We start from the raw sequence: 17,180 nt of genomic DNA, 5'->3' as shown, positions 1-17,180 counted from the left end.
CACCAGGTGCAGCGGTAAGGGGAGATCCCCCACTTTAAGGGCGGGCATTGTAGCGCTGCGGGGCGGGGAGGTAAAGCCCGGACCCCTCACCCTAACCCTCTCCCCCCTGGGGAGAGGGCAGGGTGAGGGGAGAATGTTGTCAGGCAATCCTGCACGCATCCGCTTCCCAGCGATACCCCACGCCGTACACCGCGCGAATAAACGACTGGTCGGCGTCCAGCGCCTCCAGCTTGCGGCGCAGGTTTTTGATGTGGCTGTCGATGGTGCGGTCGGTCACCACGCGGTAATCGTCATACAGATGGTTGAGCAGCTGCTCGCGGGAAAACACTTTTCCCGGCTCGTGGGAGAGGGTTTTCAGCAGGCGGAACTCCGCGGGGGTGAGATCCAATAGTTTGCTGCGCCAGCTCGCCTGGAAGCGGCTTTCGTCGACGATCAGCGGGCTTTGTGCATCCAGCACCTGCAATTCACGCTGCGGCTTGCAGCGGCGGAGGATGGTTTTCACGCGAGCGACCACCTCCCGCGGGCTGTAAGGCTTGCAGATGTAATCGTCAGCGCCGATTTCGAGCCCCAGCAGACGGTCGATCTCTTCGATTTTGGCCGTCACCATCACGATGGGCACATCGGAGAAACGACGAATTTCCCGGCACAGGGTCAGGCCGTCAGTACCCGGCAGCATCAGATCCAGCAGGATCAGATCCGGCGGCGTCTGGCGCACGTAGGGCAGCACCTGGTCGCCGTGGCTGATAAGCGTTGGCGCATAGCTCGCAGCGCGTAAATAGTCGATCAGCAGTTGCCCAAGTTTAGGCTCGTCTTCCACGATCAAAATACGCGGTGTGTTGTCGTCAATCGGTAACTCGGTCATGCTTCCCTCGATAAATCCCGTTCCAGAGGTAACTCTACTGTAATGCTAACCCCGCCAAAAGGCGAATGGGCGGCGCGGATGGTGCCACCATGCGCCTCCACAATGTTTACGCAAATCGCCAGCCCAAGGCCGGAGCCCCCGCTGGCGCGGTTGCGTGAACCTTCGGTGCGATAGAAGCGCTCGAACAGTTTTTCCAGCTGCGCATCCTTCACGCCAGGGGCGGAGTCCGCAAAGGTCAGGGCAAAGCGCCCGTTCTCCTGCTTGCCGGAGATATGCAACCCGCCGCCGCCGTCGGTGTAGCGGAGGCTGTTCTCCAGCAGATTATTGAACAGCTGCATCAGGCGATCTCTGTCGCCGAATACCACCGCGCTGTCAGGCAGCGAGAGGTTGATTTTCAGGTCACGGCTGGCGAAGCGTTCGCGGAACGCGCCGGTCACGACTTCAAGGATATTGATCACGTCGATTGGGGCTTTCTGGTAGGCCAGGGCGCCTTCATCGGACATGGAAAGCTGATGCAGATCGTCCACCAGCTTGGTCAGCGTACCGACTTCCGCCTGTAGCGAGGCCACGGATTCGGGGGTGAACTGCCGCAAGCCGTCCTGAATCGCCTCCAGCTCGCCGCGCAGCACCGCCAGTGGGGTGCGCAGCTCGTGCGAAATGTCGGCCATAAAGTCGCGGCGCATCTGCTGGTTTTTCTCCAGCGTGCTGGCGAGCTGGTTGAAGTCCTGCGCCAGCTTGCCCAGTTCATCCTGACTGCGGGTGTCCACGCGGGTCGAGAAATCACCCGCCGCCAGCTTATGCGTGCCTTCCACCAGGCGTTTAACCGGCGCCAGCAGGCCGCGCGCCAGCGGGAAGGTGGCGAGCGCCGCAAGCAGGGTAGAAAGCGCGACAATCAGCCAACTGGTCTGGCGCTGCTGGCGGTCAAAGTTGATGTCGGTGTTGCGCGTCAGCCGCTCGACCGGCGAGGCAATAACCCAGCCCACCGTGGCGCCGTTCGAGGTAATGGCGCGCTTTGTACCGTCCGGCGGTACCGGCGAGCGCGGGCCAACGAGCACGTGCATCTCCTGATCGATCACCCAGAACTGGGTGCGCCAGCCGTGCGGCGGCATGCCCGGCCCCGGGCGGTCGTCGTCATTATCGTGCTCCAGCGAGCGCAGAATTTGAAATATAAAACGATCGTTATTGCGCAGAAAACGCCAGTTACCGTGCAGGCTATACTGTTCCCCCAGCGCGTCGCTTAAGCCCTGTAAGCGCTGTTCGTTACCGTGCTTGATGTAGTCAATAAAGCCGCGCTCAAAGCTGACCCGCACCGCCCAGTGCATGGTAATCAGCAGGACGATACAGGTGGCGAAAATCGCCACAAAAAGCTTACCGGTGATCCCCGGACGCCAGAATTTCATGGTGCACTCCTTTTGCCGCGTCGGATCACAACGTTTTTGGTCGTGTCATTCGGTACTCTGGCAAAGATAAAAGCGGGCAGGGCGATAATTACCGCCATGCTGAGGTAAGTGTATAAAAAGACCTGATGCGCGACGGGGGTGTCGGCGCTGAGATGGTGCTGACCGTACATGCCGAGCAGCAATCCGGCGACCGTGACCCCCACGCTCATGGAGAGCTGCATGATCATCGACAGCAGGCTGTTACCACTGCTCGCCAGTTCGTCCGGCAGATCTTTCAGCGTCAGGGTGTTCATCGACGAGAAGCGCATGGAGTTGATGATCCCCTGGCAGAACAGCACCAGCGGCAGGATGTAGTACCAGCCCAGCAGCGCCACGGCCATAAACAGCAGACTAACCAGCGCCAGCCCGAGCGTGGCGGCCACCAGCACCCGGCGATAGCCAAAGCGGTTTACCACCTGCACCACAATACGCTTCATCCCCATGCTGCCGAGCACCATCGGGATCATCATCAGCCCGGCATGGAACGGCGAGAAGCCCATCCCAATCTGTAAAAATACCGGCGTCATAAACGGCAACATGCCGCTGCCGATGCGTCCGGCAAAGCTGCCGAACAGACCAAGACGGTAGGTGGGATTCTTGAACAGGTTCAGGCTAAACAGCGCGTTAGCGTTGCCTCTGGCATGCCACAGATACCAGAGAATGGCGGTGACACCCAGCGCTACCAGCAGGGCGAGCGACAGGGAGGAGATCCCCAGCCCTTTTTGCCCGTCGAGCGCCAGGGTGAGCGTCGCCATGCCAGCTGCCAGCAGGATGAAGCCAAAGAAATCAAAGCGCCGGGTCTGCATTTTATAGTTCGGCATCAGCGTCAGGGTGGCAATCGCGCCGATAATACCGACCGGCAGGTTGATCAGGAAGATCCAGTGCCAGGAGGCATACTCCACCAGAATACCGCCCAGCGCCGGGCCCAGCAGCGGGCCGACCTGACCGGGCAGGGTGACGAAGGTCATCGCCGCCATATACTGCGCGCGCGGAACAATTTTCATCACCGTTAACCGCCCGACGGGCACCATCATCGCGCCGCCGACGCCCTGTAGCACGCGCGCCATCACCAGCTGGTCGAGGGTATTGGCCTGGGCGCAAAACAGCGAGCCGGTGGTAAACAGCACAATGGCGGTGAAAAAGATGTTCCGCACGCCGACTTTATCCGCCAGCCAGCCGCTGGCGGGCAGCATCACGGCGACCGTCAGCACGTAGGCGACAATCACCATATGCATGTGCAGCGGGCTCTCCCCCAGGCTTTTCGCCATTGAGGGGAGGGCTGTGTTCACGATGGTCGTGTCCAGCGACTGCATAAAGAAGCCGAACGCGACGATCCACAATTGCCAGCGAACGTTACTGGGTAGGTCGGTCATTTACTCGGTCACCGTGGTTCTCTTTTTTCGCGAAAAACGCAGCCGCAGGCGGTCAAAGAACAGATAGACTACCGGCGTGGTGTAGAGCGTCAGCAGCTGGCTCATCACCAGGCCGCCAACGATCGTGATCCCCAGCGGCTGGCGCAGTTCAGAGCCGTCACCGCCGGATATGACCAGCGGCAGTGCGCCGAACAGCGCGGCCAGCGTAGTCATCATGATCGGGCGAAAACGCAGCAGACAGGCCTGGAATATCGCCTCGTCCGGCGTCAGGTTGCCGTTGCGCTGGGCGTCCAGGGCAAAGTCGACCATCATTATCGCGTTTTTCTTCACAATACCTATTAATAGCATGATCCCAATGAGCGCGATGAGGCTGAATGGAGCACCGAACAGCTCCAGCGCCAGCAGCGCCCCCACGCCCGCAGAGGGAAGCGTGGAGAGAATGGTCAACGGATGCACGTAGCTTTCGTACAGCACGCCCAGCACGATGTACACCGTGGCAATGGCCGCCAGGATCAAAATGACCTGCGAGTTCATGGTGTCCTGGAACACCTGCGCCGTACCGGCAAAGCTGCCGCGCACGGAGGAGGGCACCCCAAGCTGGGTCATGGCGCGGTTAATGGCATCGCTGGCCTCAGACAGCGACGAGCCGGTTGGCAGGTTAAACGACACGGTCGAGGCGGCGGAAAGCCCCTGGTGGTTCACCGACAGCGGCGCGTTCGACGGCTGCCAGCTGGCGAAGTACGACAGCGGGATCGCCTTGCCGTCATCATTGATCACAAACATCTTGTCCAGCGCGCTGATGTCCTGGGTGTAGCGCGGATCAACTTCCATTACCACCTTGTACTGGTTCATCGGCTGATAGATGGTGGAGACTTCACGCTGCCCGAAGGCGTTGTTAAGCAGGCTGTTGGCCGCCTCCACGTTAATGCCCAGGCGGGCCATGGTTTCACGATCGTAGGTGAGCGCCATCTCCGCGCCGTTGTTCTGGCTGTCGGAGTTCACGTCCGCCAGCTGCGGCAGCGCGGCCAGCGCTTTACGGATCTTCGGCTCCCACTCGCGCAGGGCGGCTAAGTCATCCGAGAGCAGGGTGTACTGATAGCTGGCGTTAGCCTGTCGTCCGCCGACGCGGATATCCTGAACGGCCATCAAAAACAGGTTCGCCCCCGGCTCTTTGGCGAGCTTCACCCGCAAGCGGTCAATGATCTGCTGCGCCGTTTCGTGACGTTCACCGCGCGGCTTAAGGGTAATAAACATCATCCCGCTGTTAACGCGCGAGCCGCCGGTAAAGCCGGTAACGTTGTCTACGGCCGGATCTTCCCGGATGATTTTCATAAAGTCCTGAAGCTTGCCGCGCATCGCCTGGAACGAAATGCTCTGGTCTGCCTGAATACCGCCCATCAGCACGCCGGTATCCTGCTCCGGGAAGAAGGTTTTCGGGATGGTGATATACATCCAGACGTTGAGCCCGATGGTGGCGATAAGCACCAGCCCGACAATACGCGTGTGGTTCAGCACCCATTTCAGCGATTTGCCGTAGCCGGACTGCATCGCCATCAGGACGCGGCCAAAGCCTTTCCGGCGCGGCTGTGAGTGTGGTTGGCTGCGCTTTAGCATCCAGCCGCACATCATCGGCGTTAGCGTCAGCGAAATCACCAGTGAGATACCAATGGCGACGGAGAGCGTGACGGCAAATTCGCGCAGCAGTCGCCCCGGCAGGCCGCCCATCAGCAGCAGCGGCAGGAACACCGCCACCAGCGACAGGCTCATGGACAGGACCGTGAAGCCCACTTCGCGCGTCCCCTGAAGCGCCGCCTGGAGCGGCTTCATGCCCGCTTCCAGATGACGCGAGATATTTTCCAGCACCACGATGGCATCATCCACCACAAACCCGGTGGCAATCGTCAGCGCCATCAGCGACAGGTTGTTAAGGCTAAACCCGCACAGGTACATGGCGGCAAAGGTGCCTATCAGCGATACCGGGACCGCTACCGCCGGGATCAGCGTGGCGCGCCCCGAGCGCAGGAACAGGAACACCACCAGAATTACCAGCGCGACGGAGATGATCAGCGTTTGCTCTACCTCTTCAAGCGAGGCGCGGATGGTGGGGGAACGGTCCTGCGCAATCTGGAGATCGATGGCCGCCGGAATGGTTTCCTGAAGCTCCGGCAGCCGCGCGCGGATGCTGTTCACCGTCTGAATGATGTTGGCTTCCGGCAGCTTGCGGATCATCAGCAAAATCGCCGGTTTGGCATTGGTCATCCCGGCGTTACGCACGTCCTGCACCGAATCGGTGACGCTGGCGACGTCGCTCAGGCGCACCGCCGCGCCGTTGTTGTAGTGAATAATCAACGGCTGATACTCGGCGGCGGTTTTCAGCTCGTCGTTGGTCTGGATCTGCCAGCGGTGGCTGCTGTCCTCAATCGCGCCCTGCGGCTTACGCACGTTGGCGTTGCTGATGGCGGATCGCACGTCGTCCAGCGACACGCCCTGATTAAACAGCGCCTGCGGATTCAGCCCCACGCGCACGGCGGGCAAGGAGCTGCCGCCGACGTCCACGTCGCCCACGCCGTCAATCTGGGCGATGGTTTGCGCCAGCTGGGTGGAGGCAAAATCGTACAGCTCGCCCTGGGAGTAGGTCTCTGACGTAAGCGTCAGGATCATGATCGGCGCATCGGACGGGTTGGCCTTGCGGTAGGTTGGACGGCTCGGCATGCCGCTCGGCAGCAGGCTTTGGGCGGCGTTAATCGCAGCCTGCACGTCGCGCGCCGCACCGTTGATATCCCGGTCGAAGTTAAATTCCAGAATGATGCGCGTGCTGCCCAGCGAACTGCTGGAGGTCATCTCGTTAACCCCGGCAATTCGCCCAAGCGATCGCTCAAGCGGCGTCGCCACCGATGAGGCCATGGTTTCCGGCGAGGCACCCGGCAGCGAGGCGCTGACCATGATCACCGGGAAATCGACCTGCGGTAGCGGGGCCACCGGCAGCAGCCGGAAGCCGAGCACGCCGCACAGAGTGATAGCGACGGAGAGTAAAATCGTCGCCACAGGACGGTAAATGAAGAGGGCGAAAAACTTCACTTACGCCTCCTCTTCACGTTTCGGGAAGCGGCTTTTTGTCCACAGGGCCAGACGGTCAAACAGCAGGTAGATAACCGGCGTGGTAAACAGCGTCAGCACCTGGCTCACGAGCAGACCGCCGACCATGCCGATGCCCAGCGGACGGCGCAGTTCGGCCCCCACGCCGGTGCTCAGCATCAGCGGCAGTGCGCCCAGCAGGGCGGCGAGAGTGGTCATCAGGATCGGGCGAAAACGCAGCAGGCAGGCCTGGTAAATGGCCTCGCGCGGCGCCATACCCTGCTCGCGCTCGGCGGCCAGCGCAAAGTCGATCATCATGATGGCGTTTTTCTTCACGATGCCGATAAGCAGGATGATGCCAATTATCGCAATCACGTCCAGTTCGCTCCCCGCCAGCATCAGCGCCAGCAGCGCCCCCACGCCCGCTGTCGGCAGGGTGGAGAGGATGGTGATCGGGTGGATGAAACTCTCATACAGCACGCCAAGCACGATATACATCGCCACCACCGCCGCGACAATCAGCCAGACGGTGCTGCCCAGCGCGGCCTGGAACGCCAGCGTACTGCCCTGAAACTGGGTCTGAATATCGGACGGGAAGCTGAGTTCTTTCTCCGCGCCCAGAATGGCCTCCACCGCTTCGCCCAGCGAATACCCATCCGGCACGTTGAACGAAATGGTGGTGGACGGGAACTGATCGAGATGGTTAATCGACAGCGGGGTGTGGCGCTCTTCCACGCTGGCAATGGCGCTGAGCGGCACAATCCCGCCGTCTTTGCTGGTCAGGCGTATCGAGTCCAGCGCGGCAAGCCCGGGCGTGTTCTCGGTGTTATGTTCCAGCACCACGCGATACTGGTTGGCCTGGGTGTAAATGGTGGAGATCAGTCGCTGACCAAAGGCGTTATACAGGGCGTTATCCACGTCGGACATGGTAATGCCCAGACGGCTGGCGGTGTCGCGGTTGACGTTCACGTACGCCGCCAGCCCTTTATCCTGCCAGTCGCTGCTGACGTCAGAAACCTGCGGCAGTGCTTTCAGCTTATCCACCAGCTGCGGCACCCAGGTGCTGAGTGCATCAAGCGATGTGGCCTGGAGCGTAAACTGGTACTGCGTGCGGCTCACCTGCGTATCAATGGTTAAATCCTGGATCGGTTGCAGATACAGCTCAATGCCCGGCACGCGCGCCACCGCGCTTTGCAGTCGCTCAATTACCGCGTTGACGCGATCGTCGCGGTCATCGAGCGGTTTAAGGTTAATTTGCAGGCGCGCGCTGTTGAGCGACGGGTTGGTGCCGTCCACGCCCACGTAGGCAGTCAGGCTTTCCACCGCCGGATCTTTCATGATGATCTCAGACACCTGCTGCTGGCGCTGCGCCATGTTGGCGAAGGAGACCGTCTGCGGCGCCTGAAGCGTGCCCTGAATAATGCCGTTGTCCTGAATCGGGAAGAAGCCTTTCGGAATGAAAATCCACAGCATCACGCTGAGCGCCAGGGTGCCGAGCGCCACGCCGAGCGTCGCCCAGGGATGGTTCAGGACTTTCGCCAGCACGCGGCCGTAGGCGGCGATAATGCGCTCGAACATCCGCTCGGAGGCGCGCGAGAAGCGGTTTTGCTTGCGCAAAGATTCGTGGCTCAGCATGCGGGCGCACATCATCGGCGTTAGCGTCAGCGACACCACGGCAGAGATCAGAATGGCGACCGCCAGCGTCACGGCAAACTCGCGGAACAGCCGCCCGACGATATCGCCCATAAACAGCAGCGGGATCAGCACCGCAATCAGCGAGAAGGTGAGCGAGATGATGGTAAAGCCAATTTCTCCTGCGCCCTTCAGCGCGGCGGCTAAGGGCTTTTCACCTTTTTCGATATAGCGCGAGATGTTCTCGATGACCACGATGGCATCGTCCACCACGAACCCGGTGGCGATGGTGAGCGCCATCAGCGTCAGGTTATTAATCGAAAAGTCGAGGAACACCATCACCGCAAACGTCCCGACCAGCGAGAGCGGCACGGCGACGGCGGGAATGATGGTTGCCGGAACGTTGCGCAGGAACAGGTAGATGATCATCACCACCAGCGCAATCGCCAGCATCAGCTCGAACTGGGTGTCTGACACCGAGGCGCGAATATTCGTGGTGCGGTCAGAAAGCACTTTCACGCTCACCGATTTTGGCAGGCTTTCCACCAGCTGCGGCAGCATGGTGCGAATGCTGTCGGCAGTATCAATAATGTTCGCGCCCGGCTGGCGCTGAACGTTCATGACAATCGCCTGCTGCTTATTGGCCCACGCCCCGAGCCAGCTGTTTTCCGCGCCTTGTTCGACGGTTGCCACGTCGCCCAGGCGGATCGGCGCGCCGTTTTGATAGGCCACAATCAGCTGGCGGTATTCATCGGCGGACTGCATCTGGTCGTTGGCAGAGAGCGTGACCGCACGGGTTGGGCCGTCCAGCGAGCCCTTCGCTGAGTTAACGTTGGCGCTGCTGATGGCGGTGCGAATGGTTTCGCTGGTTAACCCCAGCGCGGCAATGGCCTGGGCATTGAGCTTAACGCGCACAGCGGGGCGTTGACCGCCCGCCAGCGTCACCAGCCCGACGCCGGTCACCTGCGAAATCTTCTGCGCCACGCGGGTTTCGACCATGTCTTCCACCTGCGTCATCGGCATGGCGGAGGAGGTGACGGCAAGGGTCATGATCGGCGGGTCTGCCGGGTTGACCTTGCTGTAAACCGGTGGATTCGGCAGGTCAGACGGCAGCAGGTTAGTGGCGGCGTTAATCGCGGCCTGCACCTCCTGCTCGGCGACGTCCAGCGACAGCGTGAGCTGGAACTGAAGCGTGACGACCGAGGCACCGCCGGAGCTCTGGGAGGACATCTGCTTCAGGCCAGACATCTGGCCAAACTGACGCTCCAGCGGGGCGGTGATGGCGGACGTCACCACATCCGGGCTGGCGCCCGGATAGAGGGTGACAACCTGAATGGTCGGGTAGTCCACTTCCGGCAGCGCCGACACGGGCAGAAAACGGTAGCCAATGATCCCGGCCAGCAGGATCGCCACCATCAACAGGGTCGTCGCAACCGGACGTAAGATAAACAGGCGTGATGGCCCACCTGTAGAGCTCGGCGGCATCACCTGCATCAGGCTTTTGCTCCTGTATTCTGCGCTTCCACCACCTCGACCTGCGCCCCTTCGGTCAGACGGTCAATACCGTCGGTTACGACGCGGTCGCCAGCGGACAGCCCGGCACTGATCACCACCGTCTGACTGTCCTGGATCCCGGTTTTCACCAGATGTTTGCTAACCTTGTTTTCGCTGTTCAGCACCCAGACAAAGTTGCCTTCACTGCCCATTTGCAGGGCCGCCGTCGGGATCACCACGGCGTTTTCTTCTGTCGCGACCAGCATTCGCGCATTGACGAACTGATTCGGGAACAGGGCATCGTCCTGATTGTTGAAGCGTGCTTTAAGCTTGATGGTGCCGGTGGTGGTATCGATTTGGTTATCCAGGCTCAACAGCGAACCTTCGCTCAGCTTCTGCTTGTTGGTGCGATCCCAGGCTTCAACCACCAGCGCTTTTCCGGCCTTCTGCGCCTGTATCACCGTCGCAATGTCGCTTTCCGGCAGGGTAAAGACGAGATCGATAGGGTGCGTCTGGGTGATCACCACGATGCCCGTGGTATCGCCGCTGGAGATTTGGTTGCCGATATCAACCTGTTTCAGGCCCACGCGGCCGTCAATCGGCGCGGTGATCCGGCTCCAGTCGAGCTGGAGCTGGGCGCTGGCGACCGCGGCTTCGTCGGCCTTGATGGTGCCCTGAGATTCACTGACCAGAGACTGCTGGGTATCCAGCTCCTGGCGCGACACGAGGTTGGTTTTTACCAGCTGCTGATAGCGGGCTAAATCGCGGCGGGCATTGGCGAGGGTGGCTTTGTCTTTCGCGAGCTGCCCCTGCGCCTGCGCCAGGGCCACCTTAAACTGGCTTGGGTCGATTTCCGCCAGCAGATCGCCGGCTTTCACCTGCTGGCCTTCCTGGAAGTGGATGGCCATCAGCTGACCGTCCACGCGGCTACGTACCGTCACGGTGTTGGCGGCGGTAATGGTTCCCAGCCCGGAGAGATAACGAGGCACCGCTTTATTCACCGCCGTTGCCGCCTGCACCGGTGCCAGCGCCGCGCCGCGAATACCGTGGCGCCCGCCGCCCGTTGGACGTTGTGAGGGGCTATTGGCGCCAGCAGGTGCCGTGGAGTTCGCGGACTGGCTGTGCCAGTACCAGGCGGCGGCCAGGACCACCACAATCAGACCAACGGCGATTGCCCAGCGGGATTTGTTACTGCCTTTCATCGTTATACGTTCTCGTCCTGAAACACTTTCGGGGAATGATACTAGTTTAGTCAGGTAACACAGCGGAAAAATGGAGGAAATATGGAAGACTGTCAGGAATGGTCTGAGTGTGGTGCGTTGTTTCGCCGGGTGGCGGCTTCGCCTTACCCGGCCTACAAGATCCTCGAACCGTAGGCCGGGTAAGCGCAGCGCCACCCGGCACAACTCCATTAGCTAAACACCACCTGCGCCCAGCGCGCCAGCCCTGCCGTAACGGAGCCAAAGTCATCGCCGCCGGCAATCGGGATCCCCGGCAGCTGTTCCGCCAGCGCTTTCTTGATCAGCGGGGAACGGGCGCTACCGCCGGTCAGGTAAATCACGTCCGGTTTCTCTTTGCCATTCTCAAGCGCCAGCTGCACCTGCTCCAGAATACGCTGTAGCGGCTGAGCCAGCGCCATTTCCAGCCCTTCCTGGGTGATAGCCGTAGCCAGATCGTCCCTGATAAACGGCAGCGTAACCGCATGCTCAGGACGATCGGAAAGGGCGATTTTGCTCTCTTCGGCGGTGCGCACCACCCGGTAGCTCAGACGCTGACGCCACACCTTATACAGCAGCGCGACCTTCTCTGCATCCTGCGCATCACGCACCAGATCGTTAAGGAAACGCCCATTCGCGGTGCTGTAAAAATCACTCTGGGCAGGGACGTCGTTGATGGCAATCGCATTCCACCATGGCAGGATCGGCAGGGCGATGCCTTTCTCGGTTTGACCGCCCATGCCGAGCAGCGGCATCAGGCTCTTGAATGCCAGGGCGATATCCAGATCGTTACCGCCCACGCGGCAGCCGCTGTGCCCCAGCAGGCTGTTTTCACGATCGCGACGATGATGCCACTGCGGACCCATCAGCAGTAATGAACAGTCCGTCGTACCACCGCCGATGTCCACCACCAGCACCCGTTTCTCTTCCGTCAGCGTGGCTTCAAAATCCAGCCCCGCCGCAACCGGCTCATACTGGAACACCACGTCACGGAAGCCAGCCCGGTGCGCTGCACGCTCAAGGATCCCCTGCGCCTGCTGGTTGGCTTCGTCGCCGCCCAGCCCCTGGAAGTTAATCGGACGGCCAATCACCGCCTGGGTGATGGCATCCGGCACCTGGGATTGCGCCTGATTGCGGATGTGCAGCATCATCGCGCAGACCAGATCTTCAAACATCGCCACCTGCTGTGGCTTCAGGCCGCTGGCGCCGAGGAAGGATTTCGGCGATTTAACGAAGTAGACCTCTTCCGGGTCTTCAATGTACTGCCCGAGGGAAGAGAGGCCGAACTGCACGCTGGAAGGGGTAACGTCGATATCTTCCTCGCGGTTAAAGCTGACCGCACGGCGCAGCAGCGCCTGGGTTTCCGCCGCCGTGGCCGGAACCTGATGATGGCGGAACAGCCACTCGCTCACCGCTTCACGCGTGGGCGCACAGAGCATTGACGGCAACAGCGTACTGCCGTTTTCCATTTTCAGGAGCTGCGGTTGTCCGTTTTGCATTATCGCAACCGAGCAGTTTGCGGTGCCGTAGTCGAATCCAATAAACACAATAAATCCCCATGCCGGTGAGAAGGGGCGAGACTTTAGCGAAATGTCTGCCAGGCGACAACAGGAATATGAAAGCAAGGCGCAACGCGATCTTTCGGTTTATGCTGAGGTAAATACAAAAGGAGAGACGATGTACACCCTGAACTGGCAACCGCCCTACGACTGGCAGTGGATGTTTGGCTTTCTTGCCGCGCGTGCGGTCACAGGGGTTGAGACTGTTACGGAGGATTACTACGAACGCAGTTTTGGCTATGCGGGGCACCAGGGCGTTTTACGGGTTACGCCAGACAGCGCAACCCATACGCTGGCGGTGTCGCTCAGCCTTGGCCTGATCCCGGTGGCGGATATTTGCCTGGACCGCACTGCCCGCCTGTTCGATCTTGATTGCGACCCGCTAAGAATTGCGCAGACCCTGGGCGACCTCGGCGCGGCGCGGCCGGGGTTACGTTTGCCGGGCGCGATGGATGCCTATGAGCAGGGCGTGCGCGCCATTCTCGGGCAACTGGTGAGCGTGGCGATGGCGGCAAAACTGGCGTCAAGAGTGGTGGCGCTGTGCGGTGAACCCATCCAGGACGCGCCGGGCTACCTCTGTTTTCCTCCGCCAGAGGTACTGGCCGCGGTGGATCCGCTGGCGTTGAAAGCCCTTGGGATGCCGCTCAAGCGTGCGGAGTCGTTGATTCATCTGGCGCAGTCGGTGGTGGAGGGTGAATTCCCGCTGTTCCCGCCTGCGAACGTCGAGGCCGGGATGAAGGCGCTACAGCAGCGCCCCGGCATCGGGCGCTGGACCGCAAATTATCTGGCCTTGCGCGGCTGGCAGGCGAAGGATGTTTTCCTGCCGGATGATTATCTCATTAAACAGCGCTTTGCCGGTATGACGCCCGCGCAGATCCGTCGCTATGCCGAGCGCTGGCAGCCGTGGCGCTCGTATGCGCTGTTACATATCTGGTACACCGACGGCTGGTCGCCGTCAGTTGATGGCGAAATAGCTGGTATTCAGCAGTAGATCGAGCGGCTGCGCTTCCCCGATGGTGTCGCCGTAAATAAAGTCAATGCCGATGCCCGACAGCGTATTCATCATGATCGACTGATGGCATGGCCCGGCAATGGTTTTTATGCCCAGACGCTGGGCGTGGCCCTGAATGATGGTCACCATCATCTCATCCATCAGATTGCCGTGGACGTTGGTTACCACGTCTGCATCCAGCAGCAAATAATCAGCGGTGTTGGCGCTGAGCTGGCTGAAGACGTTCATATCGCGTCCAACCCGGGTTAGCACCACGCGACAGCCAGCCTGACGAAGCTTTTGCAGACCCTGCTGCACGTTTTCATCCGTATTGCTCAGCACATCAACGGCGATCGCCAGATGCAGCAGCCGCGCCGGCAGCGGACCTCTGGTGATCAGGTCGAGCAGCTCATCCACCAGCGTGACGCTGGCTAAACCCGCTTCTGAGAGCGGCAGCGCGACGCCCATCCCTTTGGCCGCCACCTGTGCGGCATAGGTACGGAAAAATTCGCTGAATATACGTCGGTCAAGGGCGTGCAGCAGCTCCGGCTCCGCCAGCCCGGCGCGGAAGGCATGCTCTTCCAGCACTTCCCCCTGGCTGGTCCACAACCGCAGGGAAATCAGCCAGAAGCTACTGCTCTCGGGAATGCGCGGTGAGGCGACGCTGCGGGCGATCATCAGCAGATGATTATCTTTGATCATGTGCCACTGCTCATCCAGCGACATCATGCTGCGCGTGCTGTGGATCCGCTCCTGCTGGGGTTCATAGACGGTGACCACACCGCGCCCGCTGTTTTTCGAGGCGTAACAGGCGATATCGGCCTGAGACATCACTTCCGCTGTTTGATAATTAGCGTCGTCAATCAATGTGATCCCCGCGCTGGCGCCGATGCGGTGCAGGCGTCCTTCCCAGGAAAAATGATAGTTGTTGATGGCGTCGATCAACCGGCCCGCAATATAGCGTGCGCTTTCGACGTTGCAGTCCGGCAGCAGCAGGCCAAACTCGTCGCCGCCCAGACGAGCCAGCACGTCGCTGGAGCGCAGCATGGTCAGCATCAGCGAAGAGAGTTCGCGCAGGAGCGCGTCGCCCGCCGCGTGGCCTGCGGTATCGTTCACCGCCTTAAAACGGTCAAGGTCGATAAAGACCAGCGCGTGACGCTGATGGGTCTCCTGTACCGTCTGCAACAAGCGCTTAAGATGGTTTTCAAAACTGACGCGGTTCGCCAGGTGGGTAAGGGCGTCATGGGAAGCGCTGTAGCTCAGCTGGCGCAGCATTTTGCGCGACTCGGTGACATCCTGAATCACCAGCACCGAGCCGATAGCGTGCCCCTCCAGGGTGCTGAGCGGGGTAATGCTGTAATGAATGTCGAAACTGCCGCCATTCCGGCAGTTAAGCACCACATCCTGTTCGATATCGGTACGGGACATATCGCCGCTGTGGATGTTTTCCATTAACGGGCCGTTCTCGCCGAAGGTAATGTGCAGCACCTTCAGAACGGGCTGACCCAGCGCTTCGCTTTGCGACCAGCCGCTCATCTTCTCGGCGACCGGGTTCATAAAGGTGATGTTCATGTCGATATCGGTGCACAGCACCGCTTCGCCGATGGAGTCGAGGGTGATATGCAGGCGCTCTTTTTCCTGGAACAGCGCCTCGTTCAACTGCTTCACCTCGGTCATATCCATGTTGATCCCTAACAGCCGCTCCACTTCGCCCTGTTTGTTCAGCACCCGGTTCGCCAGCGAACGAATGTGGCGAATGCCATCCTTGACGCGAATGCGAAATTCCAGCTTGAAAGGCACCCTGGCCTGGAGTGACTCACGCAGTACCTGTTCGGCGTGCGGACGATCTTCAGGCACCATGGCCGCATGCCAGAGCTGCCAGGTGGGTTTAATGTGCGGGGGGATCTCGTACAGCTCAAACATCCGTTTATCCCAGCTGATCACGTCCGGCTCGAGATCCCACTCCCAGATCCCGATGCCGCCGGCTTCGTTCGCGAGGGTGATACGCTCCATCAGACGCTTATTCACCCACTCGGTCTGTTTCAGGTCGTTGATGTCTTCAATCTGGGCAATAAAGTAGAGCGGCGTGCCGTCTGCATGGCGCACAACGGAAACGGCCAGCAGCGCCCACACCACCTCGCCGCTGCGGGTGTAGTAGCGTTTTTCGAGGCTGTAGCTGTTGATCTCCCCGTTAATCAGCTGTTGCAACTGCTCCAGGTCGGTATTTAAATCTTCCGGCCAGGTTAACTGCTGGAACGTGAGCGACTGAAGCTCAGACTGACTGTAACCGAGGAAATTGCACAGCGCCTTGTTGGCCTGAAGCCACTGGCCCTCAATGCCCACCAGCGCCATACCAATCGCGGAATATTCCATCGCATTACGAAAACGTTCTTCGCTTTCAGTAATATGTTTACGCTCGGCCCGGAAGGCATACATCACCATCGTCATAATGTTGGCGGGGAGCAGCATCATCAGAAAGGGAAGCCATGGCGCGTTGAAGGTCACCATCATGTTTGAAGGTGTCATGGAGGGCGGGTTTCGCGCCATCATCAAGGACACCATCATGATGGTGAATAAAAAAATCAGGAATGCTTCCATTCGCGGCAGGCGTACCGCGCTCCACATCAGCAAAACGATGATGCAGGTGAACGGCCACGGCAGCCAGGTGATTGCCGTCCAGCTAAGAACCAGCGTAACGACCAGGGTCACCAGCGTTTCCAGCAGCAGTCTCGGGTTGCGGTGGCGCAGCAGGTAATGCGGTTTAAACAGCAGACCTAACGGTACAAGCGCCAGCGCGCCAATGGCTTCTGAAAGTACCCAAAACAGAAAATTACGCAGCGGCTCCGCGCCTGGCACCAGAAAATGAACCAGAATGCCGCCCACCAGCGGCGGCACCAGGGCGCTGCCGAGGGCAAGGCGTATCCAGTCGTTGAGGTTTTGCAGCGGGTTATACCAGGGGAGCAGCTTACGCAGCAACACCGCACCAACACAGGCCTCAATAATATTGATTGCCGTGTAGGTTAAGTTGATTGATTCCCATGAAAAGAGCATCCACGAGGCAAAAATATTGCCAAAGGAGCAGGCGAGGGCGATGCCGGGCCACATTTTTCCCGCATGGCGGTAAAACGCCACCATCATAATGGAGGTCGGGAACCACAATGGCGCCAGCAGCGTACCGAAGCGAGTCAGCTCAAGGGAAAATAAGGTGAAGATGAACGTGACCAGACCCAGACAGACAAGCCGCAGTAAAGGATGTGGGGTAGTAACCAAAACCCGCTGGTATTGTTTATTCATTACCGCTCTATCCAGGGACGCCGTGTTGTCAGGAGCCAGCTCCGGACGCGTGAAATCATTAATTTGGTTTATGCTAGTACAAACATTTTACAATTCATATGCTGAGTGCTCAGATTTTGACTTCATAGACTTATAAAATAGTTACTCTGCGAAGAAGGGGGATGAAATGGTGAAAATCCGTGCGTAAAAATTTCGCTAAAGGCGTGAAACGGCGCTTTTCAGCCCGCCTCGCATAACCTGCGCA

9 protein-coding genes are annotated in these 17,180 nt (G+C 59.8%); 1 reads left to right on the top strand and 8 read right to left on the bottom strand.

Annotated features, from left to right (window positions below):
- Window positions 1-139: 139 nt before the first annotated feature.
- The 7 genes from baeR to yegD all read right to left on the bottom strand — a co-directional run bounded on the left by baeR (window position 140) and on the right by yegD (window position 12,639).
- Window positions 140-862: a two-component system response regulator BaeR gene (gene baeR, locus ACQG03_RS14210; protein ID WP_015572364.1), complete on the bottom strand. Its 723-nt coding sequence runs from the start codon at window positions 860-862 to the stop codon at window positions 140-142.
- The gene (gene baeS / locus ACQG03_RS14205) at window positions 859-2,262 is read right to left on the bottom strand and encodes a two-component system sensor histidine kinase BaeS (protein ID WP_023306582.1); all 1,404 of its coding nucleotides are present in this window, start codon (window positions 2,260-2,262) and stop codon (window positions 859-861) included. The genes baeR and baeS overlap by 4 nt, the downstream gene beginning before the upstream one ends.
- Window positions 2,259-3,674: an MFS transporter gene (locus ACQG03_RS14200; protein WP_045621313.1), complete on the bottom strand. Its 1,416-nt coding sequence runs from the start codon at window positions 3,672-3,674 to the stop codon at window positions 2,259-2,261. Before ACQG03_RS14200 ends, baeS begins: the two co-directional genes overlap by 4 nt.
- Entirely contained in the window at window positions 3,675-6,752 is a 3,078-nt protein-coding gene (gene mdtC / locus ACQG03_RS14195) for a multidrug efflux RND transporter permease subunit MdtC (protein WP_063162887.1), read from the bottom strand. It abuts the gene before it with no gap.
- On the bottom strand, window positions 6,753-9,875 hold the full coding sequence (locus tag ACQG03_RS14190) for an MdtB/MuxB family multidrug efflux RND transporter permease subunit (RefSeq protein WP_023300557.1): 3,123 nt from the start codon (window positions 9,873-9,875) through the stop codon (window positions 6,753-6,755).
- Complete coding sequence (locus tag ACQG03_RS14185; protein WP_063147723.1) at window positions 9,875-11,077, bottom strand: MdtA/MuxA family multidrug efflux RND transporter periplasmic adaptor subunit; 1,203 nt, start codon at window positions 11,075-11,077, stop codon at window positions 9,875-9,877. Before ACQG03_RS14185 ends, ACQG03_RS14190 begins: the two co-directional genes overlap by 1 nt.
- Window positions 11,078-11,286: 209 nt before the next feature.
- Window positions 11,287-12,639: a molecular chaperone gene (gene yegD / locus ACQG03_RS14180; RefSeq protein WP_023306578.1), complete on the bottom strand. Its 1,353-nt coding sequence runs from the start codon at window positions 12,637-12,639 to the stop codon at window positions 11,287-11,289.
- Window positions 12,640-12,769: 130 nt separating this feature from the next.
- Between yegD and alkA the strand changes: the two genes are divergently transcribed.
- Window positions 12,770-13,642 carry a DNA-3-methyladenine glycosylase 2 gene (gene alkA, locus ACQG03_RS14175; protein WP_063162888.1) on the top strand — a complete coding sequence of 291 codons (873 nt, stop codon included), beginning with the start codon at window positions 12,770-12,772 and terminating at the stop codon, window positions 13,640-13,642.
- On the opposite strand, the gene ACQG03_RS14170 is transcribed toward alkA, so the two are convergent.
- Window positions 13,607-16,936: a diguanylate cyclase gene (locus ACQG03_RS14170; protein WP_032623944.1), complete on the bottom strand. Its 3,330-nt coding sequence runs from the start codon at window positions 16,934-16,936 to the stop codon at window positions 13,607-13,609. The genes alkA and ACQG03_RS14170 overlap by 36 nt on opposite strands.
- Window positions 16,937-17,180 lie beyond the last annotated feature (244 nt).

It is taken from the genome of Enterobacter cloacae complex sp. 342H5 (genome assembly GCF_050030905.1).
Classification (GTDB): Bacteria; Pseudomonadota; Gammaproteobacteria; order Enterobacterales; family Enterobacteriaceae; genus Enterobacter; species Enterobacter intestinihominis.
The sequence above is the reverse complement of the archived record's forward strand: the minus strand, read 5'-3'. Positions and strand labels throughout refer to the sequence as shown.

Bases quoted from the DNA above. Each gene is read 5' to 3' on its own strand.
- ACQG03_RS14190 (WP_023300557.1), bottom strand. From the start codon at position 9,875: ATGCAGGTGATGCCGCCGAGCTCTACAGGTGGGCCATCACGCCTGTTT.
- ACQG03_RS14170 (WP_032623944.1), bottom strand. From the start codon at position 16,936: ATGAATAAACAATACCAGCGGGTTTTGGTTACTACCCCACATCCTTTA.
- ACQG03_RS14185 (WP_063147723.1), bottom strand. From the start codon at position 11,077: ATGAAAGGCAGTAACAAATCCCGCTGGGCAATCGCCGTTGGTCTGATT.
- alkA (WP_063162888.1), top strand. From the start codon at position 12,770: ATGTACACCCTGAACTGGCAACCGCCCTACGACTGGCAGTGGATGTTT.
- ACQG03_RS14200 (WP_045621313.1), bottom strand. From the start codon at position 3,674: ATGACCGACCTACCCAGTAACGTTCGCTGGCAATTGTGGATCGTCGCG.
- baeR (WP_015572364.1), bottom strand. From the start codon at position 862: ATGACCGAGTTACCGATTGACGACAACACACCGCGTATTTTGATCGTG.
- baeS (WP_023306582.1), bottom strand. From the start codon at position 2,262: ATGAAATTCTGGCGTCCGGGGATCACCGGTAAGCTTTTTGTGGCGATT.